Raw genomic sequence first — 22,595 nt, 5'->3', positions numbered from 1 at the left:
TTTAGAAATGGGGTTGCTGGATTTCGATGTAGGACACTGAGCCGAATTTTGCCAAGGCAATACGCAACACGGTGGGGGAAGGGTTGATCAACTTTGCGGGGAATTCCGCAAACCAGACATCACCCGCCGGGCTGGGGTTAACCAGAATCAACTGTTCTTCGCCGGATTGCACCAGTGACATTTCAACACCGCGCAGATTGGTATCGGGCAGGATTTCCAGCCGCACCAGACCGGGTTTCTCGGCTTCCTTGCGAACCAGTGCCACCTTCATGCGGGCGTTCTGCAAGGTGCACTGGTTGGTTGCCAGCCAGCATTCACCTGCGAGCTGCAAGGCTTCCATCGCAATGGGCGTTTGTTGTTTCGGCTGGTCTTTCGTGACCCACAAATCCATCATGCCCCAACCACCAATGGTCAGCAGGGGGGCAACGATGATGGCAATCCGCAAGTTCAGGGGCAAACCCAGAAACCATTTCAAAAACATACAATACTCCAGGGAAAACAGGTGCGGGTAGCATACCTGAAACTGCATTTACATGAGGGATGCATTGATCCACAGATGCGCCCAGATACTGACGACATACCCCAGTGCCACTGCCCACGTCCATTTCAGGTGTGACATGAAGGTGTAGATACCGCGAGCCTGCCCCATCAACGCCACACCCGCCGCAGAACCGATGGAAAGTAGTGAGCCACCCACCCCGGCAGTCAGCGTCACCAGCAGCCATTGCCCGTGGGACATGTCCGGGTGCATGGTAATGACCGCAAACATCACCGGAATGTTGTCGATCACGGCGGAAAGCAAGCCGATCATCACGTTGGCCCAGGTAGCGCCCATGTCGGTATACAGCAGCTCGGAAACCAGCGCCAGATAACCAAACGCACCCAAACCACCTACACACAGGATGACGCCGTAGAAAAACATCAGGGTATCCCACTCGGAACGCTGCAACTGGGTAAAGATGTCAAAACGCCCCACACTCTCCTCTTCTGTGTCATTGCGCGGGTCGTGGTCAGACACTTTCAGATACCAGCCATACAGTTTCAGGATACCCAGCCCGGTCATCATCCCCAGAACTGGCGGCAGGTGCAGCGAGTTATGGAACATGACAGCGGTGGCAATGGTGGCAATGAACAAACCCAGTACCACAAAACCGCCCCGCTTGATTGCCACCACGTCTTTCAGGGGGGCAGGATGGCCTTTCTCGATGAAGAACGACATGATCAGCGCGGGAATAAACCAGTTCAGGACAGAAGGAATGAACAGGGCAAAGAATTCCTGAAATTTGACTAGACCAGCCTGCCACACCATCAGGGTGGTGATGTCTCCAAACGGGCTCCATGCCCCACCGGCATTGGCTGCCACCACAATATTGATACAGCCCATCGCTACAAATTTGGGTCTGTCGGATGCAACCGCAACCAGTACCGCTGCCATCAGCAACGCGGTGGTCAGGTTATCGGCTACCGGAGAAATGAAAAATGCCAGTACACCGGTAATCCAGAAAATCCAGTACAGGGAAAAGCCTTTGGAAACCAGCCAAGCGCGTAAGGCTGCGAACATGTTGCGCTCATCCAGCGTATTGATGTAGGTCATCGCCGCCAGCAGGAACAGGAACAATTGCCCGTATTCCAGCAGGTTATGGTTGAGGATTTCACTCATTTGCTCCTGTTTGCCAGCACCAGCATAGGCAAGCGCGACCAGTACCCAGATGATGCCCGCTGCCACCATCACCGGCTTGGATTTGCGCATGTGCAAATGTTCTTCACCAATCACTAGTGCGTAAGCGAATACAAACAGGATGAGGGCGGTCAGGCCAAGCCCGGTGGCAGTGAGGTTTAGTACTTCACCTGCACCACCGCCACCTCCGGCGAAACTTAGTATGGGGAAGAACAAGGCAAGCAGCCCGACCAGCCACGCTAGGGGATCATTAGGTTTCATCAGTCGCCTCTCTGTGTTGAATAACACCTGGATTGTGCCAGCCCGATACGCTGGCGAAAATGATCAAAGTGGTCTGTTTAAGAAAAAGGCTCCCGCAGGAGCCTTTTTTCTACCGATGTGGAGATTCGGTTTAGTGACCAGTCGCCGCGCCTGCCCCGCGAGGGATACGCACGTCTTCGACCAAGTGTTGGATATGCTCCGGTGGTGGTGGAGTTATGCGGGAAACGATAAACGCAACCGCAAAGTTCACCAACGCACCAATCGTACCAAACGCTTCAGGGGAAATGCCAAACAACCAGTTTTCAGGCTTGCTTGCTGCCATTTCAGTACCCTTGACGAAGAACCAGCCCTTGAACCAGAAGATGTAGACGACAGTAACGAGAATACCCGCCAACATACCGGCTACAGCACCTTGGGTGTTCATGCGCTTGGAGAAGATACCCATCATCAGCACAGGGAAGATGGAAGCCGCTGCCAGACCGAACGCCAGGGCTACTACCTCAGCCGCAAAGCCCGGCGGGTTGAGACCCATCCAGCCTGCGATCACGATAGCGAATGCCATGGCAATACGTGAAGCCAGCAGTTCACTCTTCTCGGAAATGTTCGGGTTGATCACGCTCTTGATCAGGTCATGCGAAATCGCAGAAGAAATCGCCAGCAACAGACCTGCCGCAGTAGACAGTGCCGCTGCGATAGCACCTGCGGCTACCAAAGCAATAACCCAGTTAGGCAGTTTGGCAATTTCAGGGTTGGCCAGAACCATGATGTCGCGGTCAACCTTGGTGACTTCGTTACCATTCCAGCCAAATTTGCCCCACTTTTCATCGTGCTTGGCTTTCACCTCGTCCAGTTTCTTCTGGGCTGCGGCTACATCACCACCATCTTTCTGTGCTTTGGCCAGTGCCGCTGTTGCATCAGACAGACCACCGTCGTTGTAGTACTGGATCTTGCCATCGCCGTTTTTGTCAGCCATTTCCAGCAGCTTGGTTTTTTCCCAGGTTTTCATCCATTCTGGACGCTGGTCGAAAGCCAAGTTGCCATCCGGTGAGCCAACAGCACCGGTTTGCACGGTGTTCATCAGGTTCAGGCGAGCCATTGCCCCAACCGCAGGCGCGGTGGTGTACAGGCCAGCGATGAAGATCAGCGCCCAGCCAGCAGACAAACGTGCATCAGAGACTTTAGGTACGGTGAAGAAACGGATGATAACGTGAGGCAGACCCGCAGTACCGATCATCAGGGTCATGGTCAGCATAAACAGGTTGATAGTGCTGCCTTGCTGAACCGTGTAAGCCTTGAAGCCCAGATCAGTAACGACCTGATCCAGTTTATCCAGCAGGTAAACGCCATCAGCCATTTGTGCACCCAGACCCAGTTGCGGGATAGGGTTGCCAGTCAGGTTGAAGGAAATGAAGACCGCAGGAACCGTGTAAGCCAGGATCAGAACCACATACTGTGCGATCTGGGTATAGGTGATACCTTTCATGCCGCCCAATACCGCGTAAACGAACACGATACCCATACCGACGTACAGACCTGTATCAACCGATACTTCGAGGAAGCGGGAGAAGGTAACGCCTACACCACGCATCTGACCGATTACATAAGTCACGGAGATGATGATCAAACAGATAACGCCCACGATACGTGCCGTTTGTGAGTAATAACGGTCGCCGATGAACTCGGGAACGGTAAACTTGCCAAACTTGCGCAGGTAAGGCGCCAGCAGCATCGCCATCAGTACGTAACCGCCTGTCCAACCCATCAGGTAGGCAGAGTTGTCATAACCACCAAACGCGAGCAAGCCCGCCATGGAGATGAAAGACGCCGCAGACATCCAGTCCGCCGCTGTAGCCATACCGTTCTGGATAGGGCCGATGCCACCACCCGCCACGTAGAATTCACTGGTAGAACCAGCACGCGCCCAAAACGCAATACCGAAGTACAGCGCAAAGCTCAGACCGACGACAATATAAGTCCAGACTTGAAGTTCTGACATACGATTCCCCCCTTATTCGTGAACGTCAAATTGACGGTCGATCTGACCCATGCGCCATGCATAGAAGAAGATCAGGCCGATAAAGACGTAAATTGAGCCTTGCTGGGCGAACCAGAAGCCAAGTTTATAACCACCCAAGTGAATGGCATTGAGTGGTTCAACCAGCAAAATACCAAAACCGAATGACACAATGAACCAAATGACCAGGCACATACTAAGCAGACGGACATTCGCCGCCCAGTACGCCTGTGCTGATTTATCCAACATAGTTTAGACTCCTCCGTTGTTGCACAAACGCGATGAGTTTAGCGTGAATGTAAACAACATGTAAATTGCTGAAATTATAAAAACCGTGGATCAGCCAACAATTTGTGGATTCTTGTCGGTCGTTTAGGGGTGTTCAGGCGGTGAAATGGCAGGATAATCCTACATATTGTCGACAATTTCCCAATTGCACCAAATTAGTGCGAAACTTCGTGTAAATTTTTAGCATAAGGAATTTCCTGCCTGAAAACAGGCTGTATCACCCCGGATTTCCCATGATCCGCAAATCCCCCTAGAATGGCGCGAATCCTGAGGCATTCCGCGAGAAACATATCCCATGACTGAACCAGAAAACTATATCCTCACCGTCACCTGTCCAGCCACTACCGGGATTGTTGCTGCTGTTACCGGCTTTTTGGCAGAGTCCCGCTGCTACATTAACGAAATGGCGCAGTATGACGATGAAATGACCCAGAAATTCTTTTGCCGTATCATGTTCCGCCCCGATACGGAGTTATCCCCCTCCATAGCTGACCTGCGTAGCCAGTTTGCCACGGTAGCCAGCCGTTTTGACATGCAATGGCGTATCACCAATGCCGCCCGCCCGACCCGCGTGATCCTGATGGTGTCGAAAGCCGACCATTGCCTGGTTGATCTGCTGTACCGCAAGCACAAGGGTGATCTGAATATGCAGGTGGTGTGTGTCATTTCCAACCACATGGATTTACGTTCGATTGTGGAACGCGAAGGTATCCGCTTTGTCTGTCTGCCCGTCGGCAAGGGCAACAAAGCCGAACAGGAAGCAAGGATGCTGGACATCGTGAGCGAAACCGAAGCAGAACTGGTGGTGCTGGCGCGTTACATGCAAATCCTTTCCAATGATACCTGCCGCAAGTTGGCAGGGATGTGTATCAATATCCACCACTCATTCCTGCCGGGATTCAAGGGTGCTCGCCCTTACCATCAGGCATTTGACCGGGGGGTAAAGCTGATTGGGGCAACGGCGCATTACGTCACATCCGACCTTGACGAAGGCCCGATCATTGAGCAATCAGTGGAGCGTGTCGACCACACGTTCCTGCCCGAAGCCTTGGCAGCACTGGGGCGCGATCTGGAAAACAATGCCCTTGCCCGTGCCGTGCGCCTGCACATTGAGCGGCGCGTGTTTGTGGATGGCAATAAAACCGTTGTCTTTAAATAGTCGCGTCATGCCCCGCATCCTGCCCATCGCCAAGCGTGGCGACCCCATCCTGCAACAGCGGGCGCAACCTGTTGCGGATATTCACGATCCTGCGGTACAAGCCTTGCTGGACGACCTGTTGTTGACGCTGGAAGCCTCCAGTGGTGTCGGTATTGCCGCCCCGCAGGTGTTTGTCAGTTTGCGCATCATCATTGTCGCCTCGCGCCCCAACCCGCGTTACCCTGATGCGCCGCTGATGCAGCCGCTTGCCATGCTCAACCCGGAAATCCTCTGGCAATCCGCCGCCACGTGTACGGGTTGGGAAGGTTGTCTGAGCGTACCCGATGCCCGCGCCCAGGTTATCCGTGCCACCCGCTTGCACATGCGTTACCTCGACCGGCAGGGCGCAGTGGTGGAAGCAGCTTTTGACGGTTTCATCGCCCGCATCATCCAGCACGAATGCGACCATCTTGATGGCATCCTGTTTCCCGAACGCTTGCCCGCGCAGACGCCCATCCTTACCGAAGCCGAATTCCAGCAGGCGATCAGGGGGAGCACCCATGAACCTGTGCTAAAACAATGAATTTGTAGCGCACCATGCCAACAAAAACAGTTTTGGGTGCTGTGTTCCCGCCTGATTGACGATTACAATGTGCCGGATACATATCCAGTATCCGGGCATTCAACGATAACGGTACAATCGCACCCACAGTGACACCAGAATCATCACCAAAGGAGACAGTCATGTCGGACAACACTCAACCGGGCGATTCCCAAGCCGCTATCAATACCTTGGGTTTCGCCTCTGTTGCCAAGGAAATGGGCGAAAATTTCAAGCAGGTCGAAGAGATCATGGCGGGTTTCAGCAAATCCTATGAAAGCCTGAAACTCGACCCTTTCAATCTCAAGCAAGCCTACAGCGACTGGATGGAAGCCATCGCCAAAAACCCGGAAAAGCTCATTGAAGCCAACATGGCTTTTTGGCAAAAGTCGATGGAATTGACCCAACATGCCATGCAGAGTTTCCTGACCGGGCAACCGGCTGGCAAAGTGATCGAAGCCCCAAAATCTGACCGGCGTTTCAGCCACGAAGACTGGGAAACCAAACCGATCTTTGATGTGATCAAGCAATCTTACCTGCTGGTTTCCGACTGGACACGCAAAGTGGTTGCCTCTGCTGAAGGTCTGGACGCACACACCGCCGAGCGCGTCAAGTTTTTCACCGAACGTAACCTTGATGCGATGTCGCCCACCAATTTTGCCCTGACCAACCCGGCAGTGATTGAAAAAATCCGCAATACCAAAGGCGCGAATCTGGTTCACGGCCTGAAAAACATGCTGGAAGATCTGGAAGCAGGCAATGGGCAATTGCGCATCCGCATGACTGACACCAAAGCCTTCAAACTGGGGGAAAACGTGGCGGCAACACCCGGCAAGGTGGTGTTCCAGAACCGCATGTTCCAGTTGATCCAGTACACGCCCAGCACGGAAAAAGTCCTGAAGCGCCCGCTACTGATCGTGCCACCGTGGATCAACAAGTTTTACATCATGGATTTGCAACCCAAGAACTCCATGCTCAAATGGCTGGTGGATCAAGGGCACACCGTCTTTGTCATTTCCTGGATCAACCCTGACGAAACCTATGCCGAGGTTGGCTTTGAAGATTACGTCCACGCTGTTGTCCAGGCGATGGATGCGGTGCAGTACGATACCGGCGAAGCCGAGATGAACGCGATTGGCTACTGCATCGGTGGCACATTGCTGACTTCCACCCTGGCTTACCTGAAAGCCAAAGGCGATAACCGCATCAAGAGCGCCACGTTCTTCACCACCATGTTGAATTTCGCCGAACCGGGTGAGTTGGGTCTGTTTATCGACGAAGTGCAAATCAGCGGTCTGGAAGCACAAATGAACGAGCAGGGTTACATGGATGGCAGCCTGATGGCGGGTGCATTCAACCTGTTGCGTGCCAATGATTTGATCTGGTCATTCTACGTCAACAACTACCTGATGGGTAATGACCCGCGCCCATTCGACTTGTTGTACTGGAACTCCGATTCCACCCGGATGCCTGCGAAAATGCACTCGTGGTATCTGCGCAACCTTTACAAGGACAACAAACTCTGCCAGCCCAAAGCCCTCAGCATTGATGGCGTGGAACTGGACATCGGCACGATTGATACGCCTGCCTGCTTTATTTCCGCGATCGAAGACCACATTGCTCCGTGGAAATCCACCTACTCGGGCGCTCGCCTGTTTGGTGGTGATGTGCGCTTCATTCTGGGAGGCTCGGGTCACATTGCCGGGATCATTAACCCACCGGCTGCTAAAAAGTACAACTACCGTGTCAGTGATGACCTGCCAGAAAGCGCTGATACTTGGCTGGCAAACACCCAGGTCAATGCCGGTTCCTGGTGGCCCGAGTGGGATGGCTGGGTGCGCACATTGGGTGATGCGCAAGTGGATGCCCGTCAACCAGGCATGGGCAAGCTGAAAGCCATTGAAGATGCACCGGGTACTTACGTCAAATGCCGTCTGGGTGAACCAGCCCCGCGTCTGGAAGTCACGCAATTGCCAGAAGTAGTAGCCGCACCAGAACCTGTTGCCGCCGCTGAGCCGGAAGCAGTAGCCGCGCCAGAACCTGTTGCCGCCGCTGAACCGGAAGCAGTAGCCGCGCCAGAATCTGTTGCCGCCGCTGAACCGGAAGCAGTAGCCGCGCCAGCCCCAAAAAAAGCTGCGGCAAAAAAGTCAGCCAAACCTAAAAAGCCAACAGCTTAACGTTGCTTAAGGGGCAGACACTCCTGTCTGCCCCACTGTTGGCCTGTCTGTCTGGGTATTCGCATACACTCGCCCTGAGCAAGAGATTTTGTAATCCCCCCCGGCTATGCTCTAATTTGTCTTTATCCCTGATCTGGAGTCCTCTGTGTACCGCGTGCTGGAACAAAACCTGCAATCCATCGTTACCCACCAACTCCAACCTTATTTGCGCAACGCCCGCACCGGGCTGGAAAAGGAAAGCCTGCGCGTCAACACTGCCGGACGTCTTTCCCAACTTGATCACCCCAAGGTGCTGGGTTCTGCTCTCACCCATCCGTGGATTACCACCGATTACGCCGAATCCCTACTGGAACTGATTACCCCACCCCAGCAACGTGCCACGCAAGCCCTGGATTTCCTGCTCGACATCGAAACCTTTGTTTACCAGCAACTGGGTGACGAATTGCTGTGGACAACCAGTATGCCTTGCGTACTGACAGGGGAAGATGACATCCGTATCGCAGAATACGGCACATCCAACGCCGGGCGCATGAAACACATCTATCGCCAAGGGTTGGCTTTGCGCTACGGCAAAGCCATGCAGGTGATTGCCGGAATCCATTTCAACTATTCGTTTGACGAAGTCTTTTGGCAACCATGGCAAAGCGTGCAGGGCAATACCGACAGCCTGCGCCAATTCCGCGATGCGCAATACATGGCACTGGTGCGCAACCTGCAACGTTACGGCTGGCTGATCATTTACCTGTTCGGCACCTCACCTGCCATTTGTAAAAGTTTCCTCGGCGGCAGGACACCCCCGGAAGGCATGGAAACCCTCAACCAGCACACCCTGTACGAGCCGTTCGGCACATCGCTGCGTATGGGCAACATCGGCTATACCAACAGCAAGGAAAACAAGACCGGGGTCAATGTCTGTTACAACACGTTGGACAGCTATGTCAGCAGTCTGCGCCGCGCTATCAATACCCCTTGCCCGGAATACGCAGAGCTGGGGGTGAAGGTCGATGGCGAATACCGCCAGCTCAATGCCAACATCCTGCAAATCGAAAACGAATACTACAGTACAGTACGCCCCAAGCAGCCGCTGGACGGTTTTGAGAAACCCACCGATGCGCTGGATCGGCGTGGGATCGCCTACGTGGAATTGCGTTCCATCGACGTGAATGCCTTCCACCCGGCAGGCATGACCCGGCGGCAACTGTTTTTCCTCGAAGTTTTCATGCATTTCTGCCTGTTGCAGGAAAGCCCTTGGGTAACAGCCGACGAATTCCATGCCATCAACCACAATCAGATGCTCACCGCCCATCGTGGGCGTGACCCGGATGTGCGCCTGATGTGTCTGGGGGAAAACGTGTTGTTGCGCGACAAGGCGCGTGAGTTGCTGCAAGCCATGCGCCCGGTGGCGGAATTGCTCAATGCGGTACATGGCGAAGACTGTTACACCGACTGTCTCGATAGCCAAATTCAGTTGGCGTGGAATTCAGGCATCACTCCATCAGCACGAATGCTGGAAGAAATGCACCATAACAAGGAAAGTTTCTTCGATTTTGCCCAGCGCAAGTCACTGGAACACCGTGAATATTTCCTCAATCGGCACTTGCCTGACGAGCAGGTACAGACGTTCCGGCAGCGGGCGCAGGCATCGCTGGCACAGCAGCAAGCCATCGAAAGCAGGGCTGCGCCTGACTTTGCGGCTTTCTTGGCGGATTATTTTGCGGGCACTCAGGAAATCACGAAAAATTAACACCACAATCATCCGATTTTAGTTACCAGCGGCAAGAAACTGGGTTACACTCCAGAATACTTGCCTGATACTTGAGAGTTCCGTGCGCTGTGTTTGTTCGCTTGCCACGTTTCGACTTGCAGGTTTCATAGTGCATAACTTATTGGCCACGTGGCCGATCGTTATCAGGTGATTCGTGTGACTGGTTGCCTCTAACGTAAATTCCCAAACAGCACATGATTTTATGAGATGACAAACAGTGAATATCTACGTTGGCAACCTGCCCTATAAAATTACCGAAAACGACTTGCGTGAACTGTTCGCCCAATACGGCGATGTTTCCAGTGTCAGCATGATCAAAGACAAAATGACGGGGCAATCCAAGGGCTTCGGTTTTGTTGACATGCCCAATGCCGCAGAAGCTACAGCAGCTATCAATGGCCTGAACGAGCAAGCAGTTCAGGGTCGCAATATTAAGGTCAACGAAGCCAAGCCTCGTGAAGATCGTCCACGCACTGGTGGTGGCGGTCGTGACGGTGGTCGCGGTGGCTTCGGTGGTGGTCGTGACGGTGGTGATCGTGGTCGCGGTGGTTTCGGCGGTGGCGGTGGCCGTGACGGTGGTGATCGCGGCGGTCGCGGTGGTGATCGTGATGGTGGCGGTTTCCGCAGACGCGAATTCTGATACACCCAAGGGGCTGACCGGGCAACCGTCAGCCCTTTTTTATGATGCCTGCGGGCAGGTTGAGCGGTGCTTCAATGCAGATGTGTTTGTTGCGCCCGGTTTCGCCCGATCTGATATGCACGCCTGATTTGGCGATGCCAAATTCCTTTGCGAGCAGCCTGATCAGGTGTTTGTTGGCTTTGCCCTCCACCGGCGGCGCAGTAATCCGCAAGCGGATGCGGTCTCCCTGTATTTCTGCCCATTCATCTTTGCTGGCTTTGGGCTGCACCCGTAGCAACAGGTGCAGGGTTTCGCCTTCCCAATAATAAAATTCAGTCATCCTTACAGCCCGTAAGACCGCAACACAATCAGGACGATGTACAACAACAGAATGGCAATCATCGGTGATAAATCTACCATGCCAATGGTTGGTATGAGATTACGGATAGGGCGCAGGATCGGGTCAGTCAGGCTGTGCAATATATCCGCCATTGGGTTGCCGTAACTGTTTCCCACCCAGCTTAGCACTGCTTGCACAATCAGGGCGAAAATGTAGATGTGGATCACGGTACGCAGCAGTTCCAGCACTGAGTAAACCGCGACCAGCGGCAGGCTGGCATCTCCGCCAGTCATGCTCAGCAACAGGAATACCTTGATGATCATCAAACCCAGAGCCAATACCACTGCGGCGCTATCCAGCTTGCCAACAGCAGGGATGAAACGCCGCATCGGTATCAGTACCGGGTTGGTAATTTTGACCAGAAACTGTGACAGCGGGTTGTAGAAATTGGCGCGTGACAACGCCAGCAGGAAGCGGATAATCACTGCGCCTATATACAGTGAGAACAGTGTTTCTACCAGAAACACCCCGACGTTTTGTAATGCGTCCATCAAATACCCCTGTTTGGCTTAACTATTGGCGGCTGCCAGTTCGCGTGAACGGTTTTCTGCGGCTTTTAATGCCTGGTCAAACAGCTCGACCAGCCCTCCATCATTCAGTACCTGCAAGGCGGCGGCCGTTGTGCCTCCCTTGGATGTCACTTTGCGGCGCAATTCTGCCGGTGGGTCATTACTTTCCAGCGCCAGCCGTGCTGCCCCCAAAGCGGTTTGTACGATCAGTAAATGGGCATCTTCTGCCTTCAATCCCAGCTTTTCGGCAGCGGCTTGCATGGCTTCCATCACCAGAAAGAAATAGGCAGGGCCACTGCCGGAAATGGCGGTGACGGCATCCAGTTTGCTTTCCTCTTCAAACCAGAGGGTAATGCCCACGGCACGCAGAATACTTTCTGCCAAACTACGCTGTTCCTCGCTGGTGTGTTCATTGGCAAACAACCCAGTGGCTCCGGCTTGTACCAGTGCGGGAGTATTCGGCATACAGCGCACGATGGGTAGGTTGCCACCCAGCCAGCGGTTGAGAGCTTCTTCGCGGATGCCCGCAGCGATGGAAACGAACAGCGGGCGACCACGCTGGGCAATATCACGCAGGCTTTCTGCCACTTCGCACATGACTTGCGGCTTGACGGCAAGTACTACCACATCCGCATCCAGCATGGCTTGCTGATTGTCGGTGGTGGCGAGTACATCAGGCCAGTGGCGGCGGATGGCATCCAGTTGGTTCTGGTCAGGGTCTGCCACGCGCAGGCTGACATTGGCTTGATCTTGCAAGAGACCAACAATCAGGCTTCGCGCCATGTTGCCTGCGCCGATGAAGGTAATGGTCGTGGGTTTTTGTGCCAGTTTGGGTGTGTCCATATTCACGCTTTGCTTTGTGTCTGTTATCGGGTTTCCGTAATAATAGGCGCATTCTACTATTTTCAAGGGCAAGAATGGAAAATCTGCTGTTAATCGGGGTTATCGGTCTGGGTGTATGGTTCTGGCTGGATTCGATGAATGCGCGGGAGCGTGCTGTGGCGGCGGCTTTACGGGCTTGCCGGGAAATCAATGTGCAGTTTTTGGATCAGACGGTAGTGCTGGAGAGCATGAAACCGGCCCGTAACCGCCAAGGGCATCTGGTGCTGCGCCGGATTTACGGATTTGAATTCAGTATTGAAGGTGTGGAACGGCGACGTGGGCGGGCTATTTTACGGGGTCAGGCACTGGAGCAGGTGCAACTGGATAGTGACGAAGGTACAACGATTGAACAATATTAGCCCCTGAGGCGTGAATGCCTCAGGGATATGCGGTTGGTTAGTCGTAACCCAGCACAGCCACCCGGTGAATATCCGGGTCTTCAATGCGCGGAATGTCTGCATGATACTGCGGCACACTGCGCAATGTGACAATGTTGGTATCCGTGTTCCGAGGTTCTGTACGAACCGGGTTCAAAGTAACAGCCTTGGGTGCGGCGAGATTCCTTCCGCTAGCGTAATTATTGTATTGCATTTTTTTATGTCCATTATTAAAAAGTCGACATCGACGGGGACAGTATAGGACAAAATATGCGTTTCATGTAGGCAAAGTCATCAAGTTTTGCCCCAAAAAAGTGCTGTTAGCTTGTGCACGCACTCAAAGAAAGCGACTGATTAAAATCATGTCACTATCTACGCCTGGTGGTAATGGAATGCGTACTTTGTGGCCACTACCGGGCGCAACAGGGATTTCCTCACCTTGCAGGTTTTGCATCGAGTCCAATATCAACTCACGGTTGTTGCCATCTGGCAGGACAAACTCCAAGCGGTCGCCTACACTGAAACGGTTTTTCACATCCAGTTCCACCCATGCATTTTCCCGGTCAACGCGCATGGCTTCGGCAACAAATTGCTGCTGATGTCCCATCGACGCGCCCTGGATGTAGTTCTGGTATTCGTGGGTATGGTGACGTTCGTAGAATCCGTCGGTGTAGCCACGATTAGCCAGATTTTCCAGGATGCCTAGCAGTTTGGGGTCGAAAGGCCGCCCTGCCAGCGTGTCATCAATCGCCTGTTTGTAGGCTTGCGCCGTGCGAGCAACATAATAGTGTGATTTGGTACGCCCTTCGATTTTCAGGCAATCCACGCCGATTTCAGTGAGTTTCTGCACGTGTTCAATAGCACGTAAATCCTTGGAATTCATGATGTACGTGCCATGTTCATCCTCAAACACGGGCATCAGCTCGCCGGGGCGGTTGGCTTCTTCCAGAAAATACACCTGATCAGCCAGTGGGTGGCGCTGTTGTCCGCCCATCCCCAAACCTTCTTCCGCAAGAGGTGAAGGGCGCAAGGCATCCATCGGCAAGATGGCTTCTTTGGGGACAAATTTGCCTTCGGCGGCTTCCGTTGCTGCCGTCGTTTTGTATTCCCAACGGCAAGCATTGGTGCAAGTGCCCTGATTGGGGTCGCGGTGGTTAAAATAGCCCGACAGCAGGCAACGCCCGGAATAGGCAATGCACAAAGCACCGTGGACAAACACTTCCAGTTCCATCTCAGGGCATTGCTGGCGGATTTCGGCGATTTCCTCCAGCGACAGTTCGCGGGAAAGGATCACACGGGTCAGACCAAGGTTTTGCCAGAATTTCACCGTGGCATAATTGACGGTATTGGCTTGTACGGAAAGGTGCACCGGCATGTCCGGCCAGCGTTCCCGTACCAGCATGATCAGACCGGGATCTGCCATGATCAGCGCATCGGGGTTCATGGCGATGACAGGTTCAAGGTCGGCAAGGAAGGTTTTGATTTTGCTGTTGTGTGGGGAAATGTTGACCGCTACAAAAAACTGCTTGCCCAACGCATGGGCTTCGGCAATGCCAATGGCGAGATTGTCGTTTTTGAACTCGTTGTTGCGTACCCGCAGGGAATAGCGCGGCTGCCCGGCATAGACTGCATCTGCCCCATAGGCAAAAGCGTGGCGCATGGCTTTGAGGGTTCCCGCCGGGGCGAGCAGTTCAGGGCGTTTCATTGGGCAACATCCGCTTGGTTACATCAAGGCCAGGATTATATGCGCATGTGCGACAGGTGGCGAATTTACCCGGTAAACACTTTGGCATGATGTTGTTATGCCAAAGAAGAAGGGGCACGAAGCCCCTTCTGTAGTCTCATGTAATGCGTAATTGCTTACTTGTCGGCAATCTTGCGCAATTCCATTGACTGGATAATATTGCCGTCGAGTGCTGCGTCTTTGGCGTTGCGCCCGAACGCCACATCCATCAACTGGCTGTAGTACATGACCGGCATATTGAAATTGGTCTTGTAACGCGCGTTGATGTCATCCTGGTAGATTTCGACGTTGGCTTGGCACAGTGGGCATGGGGTGACGATCATGTTCGCGCCGTTGTCGTAGGCGGATTCAATGATGTCTTTGACCAGCGCCTGACCCTTTTCCGGTTCGGAGAACATCAGCGCACCGCTACAGCAGGCCACTTTCTTCTCGTACTTGGTGAGGGCTTCGCCACCGAGGGTTTCCACCATTTTGTCCAGATACATCGGGTTCTCGAAAGATTCACCGTCGATACCGAACGGGCGGTTGGTTTGGCAACCGACGTAACCGGCAATTTTCAAACCTTCCAGTGGTTTTTTTACCTTGGCAGCCAGCGCATCGTAACCCACGTCTTCGATCAGCACTTCCACCATGTGGCGGACTTTTTTCTTACCGCTGAATTCCAGCTTGACCGCTTGCAGGGCAATGTTGGTCTCTTCCTTCAGCTTCGGGTTGTGCAACAGACGCTCGTTGACCTCACGGGTGTTCAACCAGCAAGCAGCGCAAGTTGCCACGATGTCCTGATCCGGGTGGTGCTTTTCTGACAGCGCAATGTTACGCGCCGAAAGTGTCATGCGTGGCAATTCACCACCGCCCGCATAACCGATGGAAGCACCGCAGCAGTTCCAATCGGGGATTGGATTCAGCTTGATGTCCAGCTCTTCGCACAGAGTTTCTACCGACTTTTCCAGGTTGGAGGAAGACGCCCCCTTCTGGGAAGAACAGCCGGGGTAGTAAGAATATTCTTTAGCCATGTTACCTCATCCTCCTCATTTCTTGTCGGTGTTTTCACCGACACGTGCCGCTTCCAGTTCCTCTGCCTTTTTCAGCATGGCATGGAAACCAGCAAGATCGCTGACGCCGTGGCCACCGAGCATTTCCATCGGTGACATGCGCTTGGCTTTCATCATGTTCATGCCCAGTTTCTGCTTGCTCATGGCGACTTTCACGCCTTCGGCGAAACCGTCCTTGAAGTACAAGCCCAAACCCAGTTTCAACTCGTTGACACGGCCTTTCTTGGTCAGGTTATCCCAGAACATTTGTCCGAACTTTTCAGTTGGCTGGTTCTTTGGTTTCAAGCCGATACGCTTACTGTAGTGTGCCAGACCGTGCATGATGTGCGTAATCGGCAGGCCACGCGGGCAGCGGGCGATACAGTTGTAGCAGGAGGTACACATCCACATCGAGGTGGAGGACAGCACTTCCTCACGCTTGTTGGCGCGGATCATCATGAAAATTTCTTGCGGCGGGTGATCCCAGTGCGGGCCCAGCGGGCATGAGCCGGAGCATACGCCACACTGCATACACATCTTGACCCAGTTGCCTTCCTCGACGTTTTCCGTCACTTCTTTGAGGAAGTTGCCCTTGTATTTTTCAACCATCGCCTGATTGACAGCAGTACTCATTGCAGCCTCCTCCTTAGAACTTGAACGGGCTCATGCCGACGCGGTTGATGACTTCGACCATTTCGTCGAGCAGTTTCGGGGCGCGGTCAATGTCGGTAATCGCCACTTCATGCACCGCTACCCGTTCGGATTCGAGGTTCATGGTGGACAAGGTGTCACCGATCTTAGCCATGCGAACATGCGCCATTTCCGAGCCTTTGACAAAATGGCACTGATAATCTACGCCTTTTTTGCAGCCCATCATCACCACGCCGTCGTAACCGCTGCCCAGCGCATCCTTGATCCAGATGGTGTTGGTGGAGCCGAGGCAACGTACCGGGATGACGCGGATAAACGCGCTGGACTCATTGCGTTTCATCGCTGCCATGTCGAGTGCCGGGTAAGCGTCGTTTTCGCAAGCCAGCACCAGAATACGTGGCTTTTCGGAGTATTCGTCCGGTACTTCCACCGCCTTGAGCTGTGCGCCTACCGTTTCGATGGAGTAGTTTTTGAAGGAAATGACCTGTACCGGGCAAGCACCCATGCACGTACCGCAACGGCGGCAACGCGCTTCGTTGTATTGCGGATAGCCTTTTTCGTCTTCGTTGATCGCACCGAACGGGCATTCCACCGTACAGCGTTTGCACTGGGTACAACCTTCCTTACGGAATGACGGGAAGCTCAAATCACCAGAGCGTGGGTGGGCAGCACGACCGATGGCAGAGTTTTCAATCGCCTGAATCGCTTTCATCACCGCGCCCATCGCGTCGGTTTGCGCCTGACCACCGTCCATTGGGCGGCGTACCGGCCCGGCGGTGTAGATGCCAGTGCGGCGGGTTTCATACGGGAAGCAGATGAAATGCGAATCGGCAAAACCATTCACCAGTTGCGGCACATCCGGCCCTTGGCGGTATTGCAGGTTGAGGATGGATTCCACTGGCACTTTGACTTCGCCGTTAGCAGCATCATCTTTCGGCGCGTCGATATTAACCCCGGCATTCGGCATCATGCCGGTTGCCAGCACCACAAGGTCGGCTTCCATGTGGGTGTCTTCGTTCAGGATCAAATCCTTGAAGTTCACCTTCAGGTCGCTGCCAGCCGCTTCCACGGTGGAGACTTTGCCCTTGCGGAACGTGACCATTTTGTCCTGTGCACTGCGGTAGAAGTTTTCACCGCCAGCACCCGGTGTGCGCAAGTCGTCGAACAGGATGGTGGTTTCAATCTCAGGGTTGCTGTCCTTGAAATACATCGCCTGCTTGACGCTGGTGGAGCAACAGTGACCAGAACACCATGACAGATGCCCTTCTTTCTCACTGCGCTGACCCGCGCATTGCACGAACACCACGTTTTTGACTTCTTTACCGTCGGCACGTTTGATCGCACCGTCGCCCGCTGCTTGCGCCATCGCTTCCAGTTCAAGCTGGGTAACAACGTTGGCGGATTTGCCGTAGCTGAACTCTGGCAGGTTGTTGGCATCGTAAGGGGTGAAGCCGGTGGCTTGCACAATTGCGCCAAACTCCGCCTGAGTGCCTGCGCCCACGCTGGAAGCGATGGTGACGTTGAAACGCCCCGGTGCGCCGCTGGTGCTAGCAACCTTGGAATTCAGGTAAACAGTGATTTTGTCGTCCGCTTCCACCGCCGCAATCATCGCCGCCACACCCGTATCTTGCGGATGCTGGTAAGGGGAACGCAGCGGGTGACGCTTGTGGAGTTGCCCCATCACACCGCCGAGACGGTCAGATTTTTCGATAATGCTGGCGTAATACCCGGCTTTGGAGGCTTCCAAAGCGGCAGTCATACCCGTGACACCACCACCGACGATCATAATGTGGTTGTTTTTGCCTTGCTCACCGCTGGCATCAGCCTGGTGCATGGCTTTGACTTCAGCGCAACCCATGCGGATGTAGTCAGCCGCCATTTCCTGGGTTGTTTCTTCGTGTTCGCTGCCTTCCGGGCGAATCCAGATCACGCCTTCACGCAGGTTGACGCGGGCAGTCGGTACAGCACCGAAATTGAACGCTTCGGTCTTGGCGCGGCGCGAACACGCCATAATCACCAGCTTGGTTACTTTGTCATCGCCTTCCGCAGCCAAGTCGGCGTTAATCATGTCCACACCGGCTTGGCTGCACAGGAAGTCGTGGGTTTTGCAGAAACCGATGCGGCCTTCACGGACAGCGACGGTTTCCAGGGATTTAGTGTCGAGACGGTCGCCAATGCCGCAACCTGTACACAGATAACCACCAATTTTCATCTTATGCTCCTGCTACCTGGTTGACGACCTGCACTGCACGCAAGGCAGCGGCAGTGGCGTGTTGCACGGCGCGGTTCACGTCCATCGCGTCGGCAGCAACCCCGGCAGCGAAAATGCCACCATTGGCTTCGTCGTGCTCAATGAAGCCTTCCTCGTTGACCGCGATCTTGATCGGCAAGCCTTTGAAATCGACGCTCGGTTCCATCCCCGTTGCCAGCACCACCAGATCGTGGGTGTTGGCGTAACGGTGGTAGCCTTCGGTATTTACACCGTGCAATACCGGGTTGCCGTCTTTGTCCTGCTCGACCTTGGCGACTTTCGACTTGATGAAGCTAACGCTGGGGTCGGCTTGCACATTGCGGTAGAAGTCTTCAAAACGGTCAATCGAACGGATGTCGATGTAATAGATGGTAGATTTGCCGTCAGTACCGTATTTTTCCGTTACGTACTGGGTTTGCTTCAGGGAAGCCATGCAGCAGAAACGTGAGCAGTGCTTGAGGTAGTTGCGGTCACGCGAACCCGCGCACTGGATGAAAGCGATGTTTTTCGCTTCCTTGCCGTCGGAAGGGCGCAGCAGCTTGCCGCCCGTTGGGCCGTGCGGATCCATCAGGCGTTCAAATTCCACGTTGTTGATGACGTTGGCAAAACGGTCATAGCCGTAAGGCTGGATCTTGTTGGCGTCGTAAGGCTTCCAACCCGTTGCAAACACCACCGCACCGGCTTTCAGCTCGATGGTTTCTTCTTTTTCGTCCAGATCAATCGCGCCGTATTTACAAGCGGCTTTGGCTGCGTCTGCTTCCGGCGTACCGATCAAACGTGCGTCAATGACATATTGCTGCGGGAAAGCCATCGCGTTGGGCAGGTAAACACCCTTGCGCTTGCCGAGGTTGTAGTTGAACTCGTCGTCAAACTCAGTGGTAGCAGCCTTGGCACAATCGCCGCAAGCGGTACAGTTGCTGTTGACGTAACGCGGGGTCAGGGTCACGGATACCGTGTAATCGCCCTTGCCGCCACTGATGTTGGACACTTCCGCCTGCGTAATGACCGTCAGGTTCTTGTTCATCTTGATGCGGCGCTGGTTGATTTCCTGACCGCAGGTGGGATGGCACATTTTAGGGAAGTACTTGTAAAGCTGGGTGACACGACCGCCGAGGTAAGGGCGTTTTTCCAGCAGGATGACCTGCTTACCGGTTTCGGCAGCTTCGAGTGCAGCGGTCATGCCGCTGATACCGCCGCCGACGACGATAATGGTCTGGTTGGTTGCAACGACAGCCGTCATTGAGGCTCCTCCGTCAGGACTATATTTTGGGAATCCTTTGGTACTGAATCACCCGTTGGTCAGCCCAGTGTGTACAGCAAGGGCATAGGTGTGCGATTGGGCAGTGAGCATACTAATTTTTCAAATACCACCGAATACCTCTATGGGGGGGTGAGTGCTTCTCTACCGCTTGCGGGGGCTTGACGCTACTGGCTGGCTATGTTTGATTAGCCCCAGCCACAGAGAGGAAAACCATGAAAACAGCACCGCGTGAAATCGCCACACCTTGCCCACAAATGAGCCTGAATGTCCCACAAGGCATGACCCAGGTGGAGTTTTTTAACAGCCCTGCCAACCTGAAGAATCTGGCAGAAGAAAACGGCCTGTTCCGCACGCCCGAAGACCTGCTGATGTACCGCAAGCTGGTCGGGCATAGCGTGGAATTTGACACTTCCATCATTCTCGACACCTCACGCCGTATCCTTGACCCGTTAGGTCGCCCGGTACGCCGCGACCAGATGAAACGTCAGGAGAAAAAAGTCTGGTCGAAGATGACCCAAATCATTTGCGATTACATGTTTGAGAAATACCCCGACCCTAGCGAACACCTGATTTTGTGTGGGGAAGCCAGTCTGGATTCCACTTGGCCGCTGAACAAGCCGGGCGTGCCCAGCATTCGCATGATCCACAACCATTTCATGGTGTTTCCGCTGGCGTTGTTACGTGAAGCCAAAGAGGCTGATGCCAACAACCCTAACCTGACGGATAGCGGTCACAATACCCTGTTTTTACGCCAGTTGAGCGAGGCTTACCGCAAGTTTCTGGAAGTGCTGGATCTGCAAATCCTGCGCCTGTTGCCCACCGAAGAGGCCGCACTGAGTCTGACCGGCTACCCGCAAGGCTTGCCGTGCTGGGAGGTCATCGGTGGGGCGGAACGCCTCAAAGACCAGTATTTCTGGCATGAATATGAACAAGTGCTGCGTGGTTTCCTCGATTTCTACCAGACCTTCTTTTCGCTGGTGGCTACCGGGGAGGCGCGTGTGCCGGAACAGGCCAATTTCGCCAGCCAGATTGATGATGTGCTGCTGGGCAACCAGCGCTTCCTGCGAGTAGCACGGGATTTGCGCGAAAAAGTCATTCAGGACCCGCAGTTTGCCAATGACATCCGCTGGCGTCCGGCTTACAAGCAAATCCTGTTCCGCGATGATCAGGGGCGGCTGGTAGTAACGATTTCGCAGAACTCGGTGGGCAATGCCATTACCGAATTGCTGGGGATTGTGGTGAAACGCCAGGTCGATTCGGAGGCTTACGCGGCGGTGGAAGAAGGGTTGGTCAGCCGCCTACTGGAAGTGCGTGAGCGCCTGCGGGCGGCGAATCTGGGTGAAGCCATTTCCGCACCGTGCTGGCCTAATGGTGCATTCCGCCCTTGCCGTTGATTGTCTGGCAGGTTTTGCTGGAATCTTCCTAGTGTATTGCAGTCCAATATAACGAGGACTGCAATACAAGGAGTAAGTCATGCAAACCCGTTTTTCTGTCCGTTTTTCTGCCCTGACACTGGCATTATTGTTCGGCGCGGGCGCATCCCCTGCTCATGCCACTGCCGATGGCCCTGATTATTACGCCGTTACCCGCGTGAACGGCACGGATACCCTGTTCATCCGCAGCCTGCCGTCCAGTAATGGGCGGGTGATTGGCAACATTCCGTTCAATACGGTGCGGGTACAAAACCTCGGAACTCGCAGCGGTGGTTGGTGCAAGGTCAAATACGGCACAACCAGTGGCTGGGCAGGCTGCCAACACCTAACCGAATCAGATGGCAACCGTTACTACGCTACCCACGGTTACAGTGACCGGCTCAATATCCGCAAATCGCCCAGCACGAGCGCCAGGGTAGTTGGCACGATTCCACCGCTGGAAACCGGCTTGCAGGGTACGGGCGAATGCAATACCTCTTGGTGTCCGGTGGATTATCAGGGCAAACGCGGCTGGGTCGGGCGGCGTTATCTGGCGAGCTGGAGTTTCTGAGACGAACCTATAACCAGCCCTTGTGCTTGAACAGCAAGTAAGGTGCTACCCCCGCCACAATCATCAGACCAATCGCCCACGGGTAGCCGAACACCCATTCCAGTTCCGGCATGTGTTTGAAATTCATGCCGTACAGGCTGGCAACCAATGTGGGGGGCAGGAACACCACTGCCGCAATCGAGAAAATCTTGATGATCTGGTTCTGCTTGATATTGATGAACCCTTGGGTGGATGACATCAGGAAGTTGATCTTGTCGAACAGGAAAGTGGTGTGCGACATCAGCCCTTCGATGTCGCGCATCACCTCGCGCAAGGTTTCGACGTGTTCCGGCTGATCACGCAAATGGCGCAACAGGAAAGAAATACCCCGCTGGGTATCCATCAGGCACAGACGGATTTTACCGTTGCTGTCTTCCAGCCTTGCCAGTTCACTGATGGCATCTTCCAGATCAGCATCTTCCTCTTCCAGTACCCGGTGGCTGACTTCCTCCAGTTCGTGATGGATGTCTTCCAGATAGTCGGCATGGTTTTCGACCTTGTGTTCAAGAATCGTCACCAGCAATTCGGTCGCATCACGGCAAGTGATTTGCCCGCGTCTGGCTCGCAAACGGAACAGGCGGAAATCTGGCAGCTTTTCCTCGCGGATGGTGATTAGCCGTGCAGCTTGCAGGATGAAGGCCACGGAAGCGGTATGATGGCGACCTTCTTCCTGATACATGAACAGCGAGTGGACATGCAGCCCGGCCTGATCCACAAAGCAGCGGGCGGAAGATTCGATTTCTTCCACATCGTCGGATTCGGGCAGGTCAGTGCGTAGCAAGGATTCCAGCAGGGAATGTTCGGCATCTTCCGGGTCACACATATCTACCCAGTTGACACTGGCAAGCTGGGCATTCAGGTGGGTATCGTCGGTTGCAAGCTGCCGCAGCAGCAGGCCATTGTCTATGTTGAATAAGCGTAACATG

General features: G+C 54.1%; 22 protein-coding genes. 8 read left to right on the top strand and 14 right to left on the bottom strand.

From position 1 onward, the window contains the following. Position 1: 1 nt before the first annotated feature. From B2U47_RS06020 to B2U47_RS06005, 4 genes are all read right to left on the bottom strand, one after another. A complete protein-coding gene (locus B2U47_RS06020; protein WP_296681897.1) occupies positions 2-481 on the bottom strand; it encodes a hypothetical protein in 480 nt (159 codons plus the stop codon). Between the two features lie 48 nt (positions 482-529). Continuing rightward, positions 530-1,939 carry a sodium:proton antiporter NhaD gene (gene nhaD, locus B2U47_RS06015; protein WP_296681896.1) on the bottom strand — a complete coding sequence of 470 codons (1,410 nt, stop codon included), beginning with the start codon at positions 1,937-1,939 and terminating at the stop codon, positions 530-532. A 130-nt stretch (positions 1,940-2,069) separates the two neighbouring features. Further along, the gene (locus B2U47_RS06010; protein ID WP_296681894.1) at positions 2,070-3,935 is read right to left on the bottom strand and encodes a sodium:solute symporter family protein; all 1,866 of its coding nucleotides are present in this window, start codon (positions 3,933-3,935) and stop codon (positions 2,070-2,072) included. A gap of 12 nt (positions 3,936-3,947) precedes the next feature. Then, complete coding sequence (locus B2U47_RS06005) at positions 3,948-4,202, bottom strand: DUF4212 domain-containing protein (protein ID WP_296681893.1); 255 nt, start codon at positions 4,200-4,202, stop codon at positions 3,948-3,950. Between the two features lie 334 nt (positions 4,203-4,536). Here B2U47_RS06005 and purU point away from each other — a divergent pair, with 334 nt between their 5' ends. From purU to B2U47_RS05980, 5 genes are all read left to right on the top strand, one after another. Further along, positions 4,537-5,400 carry a formyltetrahydrofolate deformylase gene (gene purU, locus B2U47_RS06000; RefSeq protein ID WP_296681891.1) on the top strand — a complete coding sequence of 288 codons (864 nt, stop codon included), beginning with the start codon at positions 4,537-4,539 and terminating at the stop codon, positions 5,398-5,400. A 7-nt stretch (positions 5,401-5,407) separates the two neighbouring features. After that, positions 5,408-5,962 (top strand): peptide deformylase, encoded by a 555-nt coding sequence (gene def / locus B2U47_RS05995; protein WP_296681889.1) that lies wholly within the window; start codon positions 5,408-5,410, stop codon positions 5,960-5,962. A gap of 161 nt (positions 5,963-6,123) precedes the next feature. Beyond that, positions 6,124-8,157 carry a PHA/PHB synthase family protein gene (locus B2U47_RS05990; protein ID WP_296681887.1) on the top strand — a complete coding sequence of 678 codons (2,034 nt, stop codon included), beginning with the start codon at positions 6,124-6,126 and terminating at the stop codon, positions 8,155-8,157. A 145-nt stretch (positions 8,158-8,302) separates the two neighbouring features. Further along, positions 8,303-9,901, top strand: coding sequence for a glutamate--cysteine ligase (gene gshA / locus B2U47_RS05985; RefSeq protein WP_296681886.1), 1,599 nt, complete (start codon positions 8,303-8,305; stop codon positions 9,899-9,901). A 238-nt stretch (positions 9,902-10,139) separates the two neighbouring features. Then, positions 10,140-10,562 (top strand): RNA recognition motif domain-containing protein, encoded by a 423-nt coding sequence (locus tag B2U47_RS05980; protein WP_296681884.1) that lies wholly within the window; start codon positions 10,140-10,142, stop codon positions 10,560-10,562. Positions 10,563-10,590: 28 nt separating this feature from the next. Here the strand turns inward: B2U47_RS05980 and B2U47_RS05975 are convergent, their stop codons facing one another. Genes B2U47_RS05975 through proC form a run of 3 tightly spaced genes read right to left on the bottom strand, consistent with a single transcriptional unit; the run spans position 10,591 to position 12,293 of the window. Beyond that, positions 10,591-10,881, bottom strand: coding sequence for a DUF167 family protein (locus B2U47_RS05975; protein WP_296681883.1), 291 nt, complete (start codon positions 10,879-10,881; stop codon positions 10,591-10,593). A gap of 2 nt (positions 10,882-10,883) precedes the next feature. Then, positions 10,884-11,432 carry a YggT family protein gene (locus tag B2U47_RS05970; protein WP_296681881.1) on the bottom strand — a complete coding sequence of 183 codons (549 nt, stop codon included), beginning with the start codon at positions 11,430-11,432 and terminating at the stop codon, positions 10,884-10,886. An 18-nt stretch (positions 11,433-11,450) separates the two neighbouring features. Next, the gene (gene proC, locus B2U47_RS05965; protein ID WP_296681880.1) at positions 11,451-12,293 is read right to left on the bottom strand and encodes a pyrroline-5-carboxylate reductase; all 843 of its coding nucleotides are present in this window, start codon (positions 12,291-12,293) and stop codon (positions 11,451-11,453) included. 74 nt (positions 12,294-12,367) lie between these two features. On the opposite strand from proC, the gene B2U47_RS05960 reads away from it, so the two are divergent. After that, the gene (locus B2U47_RS05960; RefSeq protein WP_296681878.1) at positions 12,368-12,691 is read left to right on the top strand and encodes a DUF3301 domain-containing protein; all 324 of its coding nucleotides are present in this window, start codon (positions 12,368-12,370) and stop codon (positions 12,689-12,691) included. A 37-nt stretch (positions 12,692-12,728) separates the two neighbouring features. Here B2U47_RS05960 and B2U47_RS05955 read toward each other — a convergent pair whose 3' ends face one another. The 6 genes from B2U47_RS05955 to B2U47_RS05930 form a co-directional block, all read right to left on the bottom strand. Beyond that, entirely contained in the window at positions 12,729-12,923 is a 195-nt protein-coding gene (locus B2U47_RS05955; RefSeq protein ID WP_296681877.1) for a hypothetical protein, read from the bottom strand. A gap of 123 nt (positions 12,924-13,046) precedes the next feature. After that, on the bottom strand, positions 13,047-14,414 hold the full coding sequence (yegQ, locus tag B2U47_RS05950; protein ID WP_296681875.1) for a tRNA 5-hydroxyuridine modification protein YegQ: 1,368 nt from the start codon (positions 14,412-14,414) through the stop codon (positions 13,047-13,049). A 155-nt stretch (positions 14,415-14,569) separates the two neighbouring features. Beyond that, complete coding sequence (locus tag B2U47_RS05945; RefSeq protein ID WP_296681873.1) at positions 14,570-15,466, bottom strand: CoB--CoM heterodisulfide reductase iron-sulfur subunit B family protein; 897 nt, start codon at positions 15,464-15,466, stop codon at positions 14,570-14,572. Between the two features lie 15 nt (positions 15,467-15,481). Then, the gene (locus B2U47_RS05940) at positions 15,482-16,117 is read right to left on the bottom strand and encodes a 4Fe-4S dicluster domain-containing protein (RefSeq protein ID WP_296681871.1); all 636 of its coding nucleotides are present in this window, start codon (positions 16,115-16,117) and stop codon (positions 15,482-15,484) included. Between the two features lie 13 nt (positions 16,118-16,130). After that, positions 16,131-18,347, bottom strand: coding sequence for a hydrogenase iron-sulfur subunit (locus tag B2U47_RS05935; protein ID WP_296681870.1), 2,217 nt, complete (start codon positions 18,345-18,347; stop codon positions 16,131-16,133). Position 18,348: 1 nt separating this feature from the next. After that, a complete protein-coding gene (locus tag B2U47_RS05930) occupies positions 18,349-19,626 on the bottom strand; it encodes a CoB--CoM heterodisulfide reductase iron-sulfur subunit A family protein (protein WP_296681868.1) in 1,278 nt (425 codons plus the stop codon). Between the two features lie 233 nt (positions 19,627-19,859). On the opposite strand from B2U47_RS05930, the gene B2U47_RS05925 reads away from it, so the two are divergent. Then, positions 19,860-21,041: a hypothetical protein gene (locus tag B2U47_RS05925; protein WP_296681866.1), complete on the top strand. Its 1,182-nt coding sequence runs from the start codon at positions 19,860-19,862 to the stop codon at positions 21,039-21,041. A 79-nt stretch (positions 21,042-21,120) separates the two neighbouring features. Further along, the gene (locus B2U47_RS05920; RefSeq protein WP_296681865.1) at positions 21,121-21,630 is read left to right on the top strand and encodes an SH3 domain-containing protein; all 510 of its coding nucleotides are present in this window, start codon (positions 21,121-21,123) and stop codon (positions 21,628-21,630) included. 7 nt (positions 21,631-21,637) lie between these two features. On the opposite strand, the gene corA is transcribed toward B2U47_RS05920, so the two are convergent. Further along, positions 21,638-22,594: a magnesium/cobalt transporter CorA gene (gene corA / locus B2U47_RS05915; protein WP_296681863.1), complete on the bottom strand. Its 957-nt coding sequence runs from the start codon at positions 22,592-22,594 to the stop codon at positions 21,638-21,640. Between the last annotated feature and the right edge of the window lies 1 nt (position 22,595).

This window comes from Thiothrix sp. UBA5583 (assembly GCA_002425225.1).
Classification (GTDB): Bacteria; Pseudomonadota; Gammaproteobacteria; order Thiotrichales; family Thiotrichaceae; genus Thiothrix; species Thiothrix moscowensis.
This window is presented reverse-complemented; position numbering and strand designations above follow the sequence as displayed.

Bases quoted from the DNA above. Each gene is read 5' to 3' on its own strand.
- yegQ (WP_296681875.1), bottom strand. From the start codon at position 14,414: ATGAAACGCCCTGAACTGCTCGCCCCGGCGGGAACCCTCAAAGCCATG.
- def (WP_296681889.1), top strand. From the start codon at position 5,408: ATGCCCCGCATCCTGCCCATCGCCAAGCGTGGCGACCCCATCCTGCAA.
- corA (WP_296681863.1), bottom strand. From the start codon at position 22,594: ATGTTACGCTTATTCAACATAGACAATGGCCTGCTGCTGCGGCAGCTT.
- B2U47_RS06010 (WP_296681894.1), bottom strand. From the start codon at position 3,935: ATGTCAGAACTTCAAGTCTGGACTTATATTGTCGTCGGTCTGAGCTTT.
- B2U47_RS05925 (WP_296681866.1), top strand. From the start codon at position 19,860: ATGAAAACAGCACCGCGTGAAATCGCCACACCTTGCCCACAAATGAGC.
- B2U47_RS05990 (WP_296681887.1), top strand. From the start codon at position 6,124: ATGTCGGACAACACTCAACCGGGCGATTCCCAAGCCGCTATCAATACC.
- B2U47_RS05945 (WP_296681873.1), bottom strand. From the start codon at position 15,466: ATGGCTAAAGAATATTCTTACTACCCCGGCTGTTCTTCCCAGAAGGGG.
- B2U47_RS05920 (WP_296681865.1), top strand. From the start codon at position 21,121: ATGCAAACCCGTTTTTCTGTCCGTTTTTCTGCCCTGACACTGGCATTA.
- purU (WP_296681891.1), top strand. From the start codon at position 4,537: ATGACTGAACCAGAAAACTATATCCTCACCGTCACCTGTCCAGCCACT.
- proC (WP_296681880.1), bottom strand. From the start codon at position 12,293: ATGGACACACCCAAACTGGCACAAAAACCCACGACCATTACCTTCATC.
- B2U47_RS05975 (WP_296681883.1), bottom strand. From the start codon at position 10,881: ATGACTGAATTTTATTATTGGGAAGGCGAAACCCTGCACCTGTTGCTA.
- B2U47_RS05960 (WP_296681878.1), top strand. From the start codon at position 12,368: ATGGAAAATCTGCTGTTAATCGGGGTTATCGGTCTGGGTGTATGGTTC.
- nhaD (WP_296681896.1), bottom strand. From the start codon at position 1,939: ATGAAACCTAATGATCCCCTAGCGTGGCTGGTCGGGCTGCTTGCCTTG.
- B2U47_RS05930 (WP_296681868.1), bottom strand. From the start codon at position 19,626: ATGACGGCTGTCGTTGCAACCAACCAGACCATTATCGTCGTCGGCGGC.
- B2U47_RS05940 (WP_296681871.1), bottom strand. From the start codon at position 16,117: ATGAGTACTGCTGTCAATCAGGCGATGGTTGAAAAATACAAGGGCAAC.
- B2U47_RS05935 (WP_296681870.1), bottom strand. From the start codon at position 18,347: ATGAAAATTGGTGGTTATCTGTGTACAGGTTGCGGCATTGGCGACCGT.
- B2U47_RS05955 (WP_296681877.1), bottom strand. From the start codon at position 12,923: ATGCAATACAATAATTACGCTAGCGGAAGGAATCTCGCCGCACCCAAG.
- B2U47_RS06005 (WP_296681893.1), bottom strand. From the start codon at position 4,202: ATGTTGGATAAATCAGCACAGGCGTACTGGGCGGCGAATGTCCGTCTG.
- B2U47_RS05970 (WP_296681881.1), bottom strand. From the start codon at position 11,432: ATGGACGCATTACAAAACGTCGGGGTGTTTCTGGTAGAAACACTGTTC.
- B2U47_RS06020 (WP_296681897.1), bottom strand. From the start codon at position 481: ATGTTTTTGAAATGGTTTCTGGGTTTGCCCCTGAACTTGCGGATTGCC.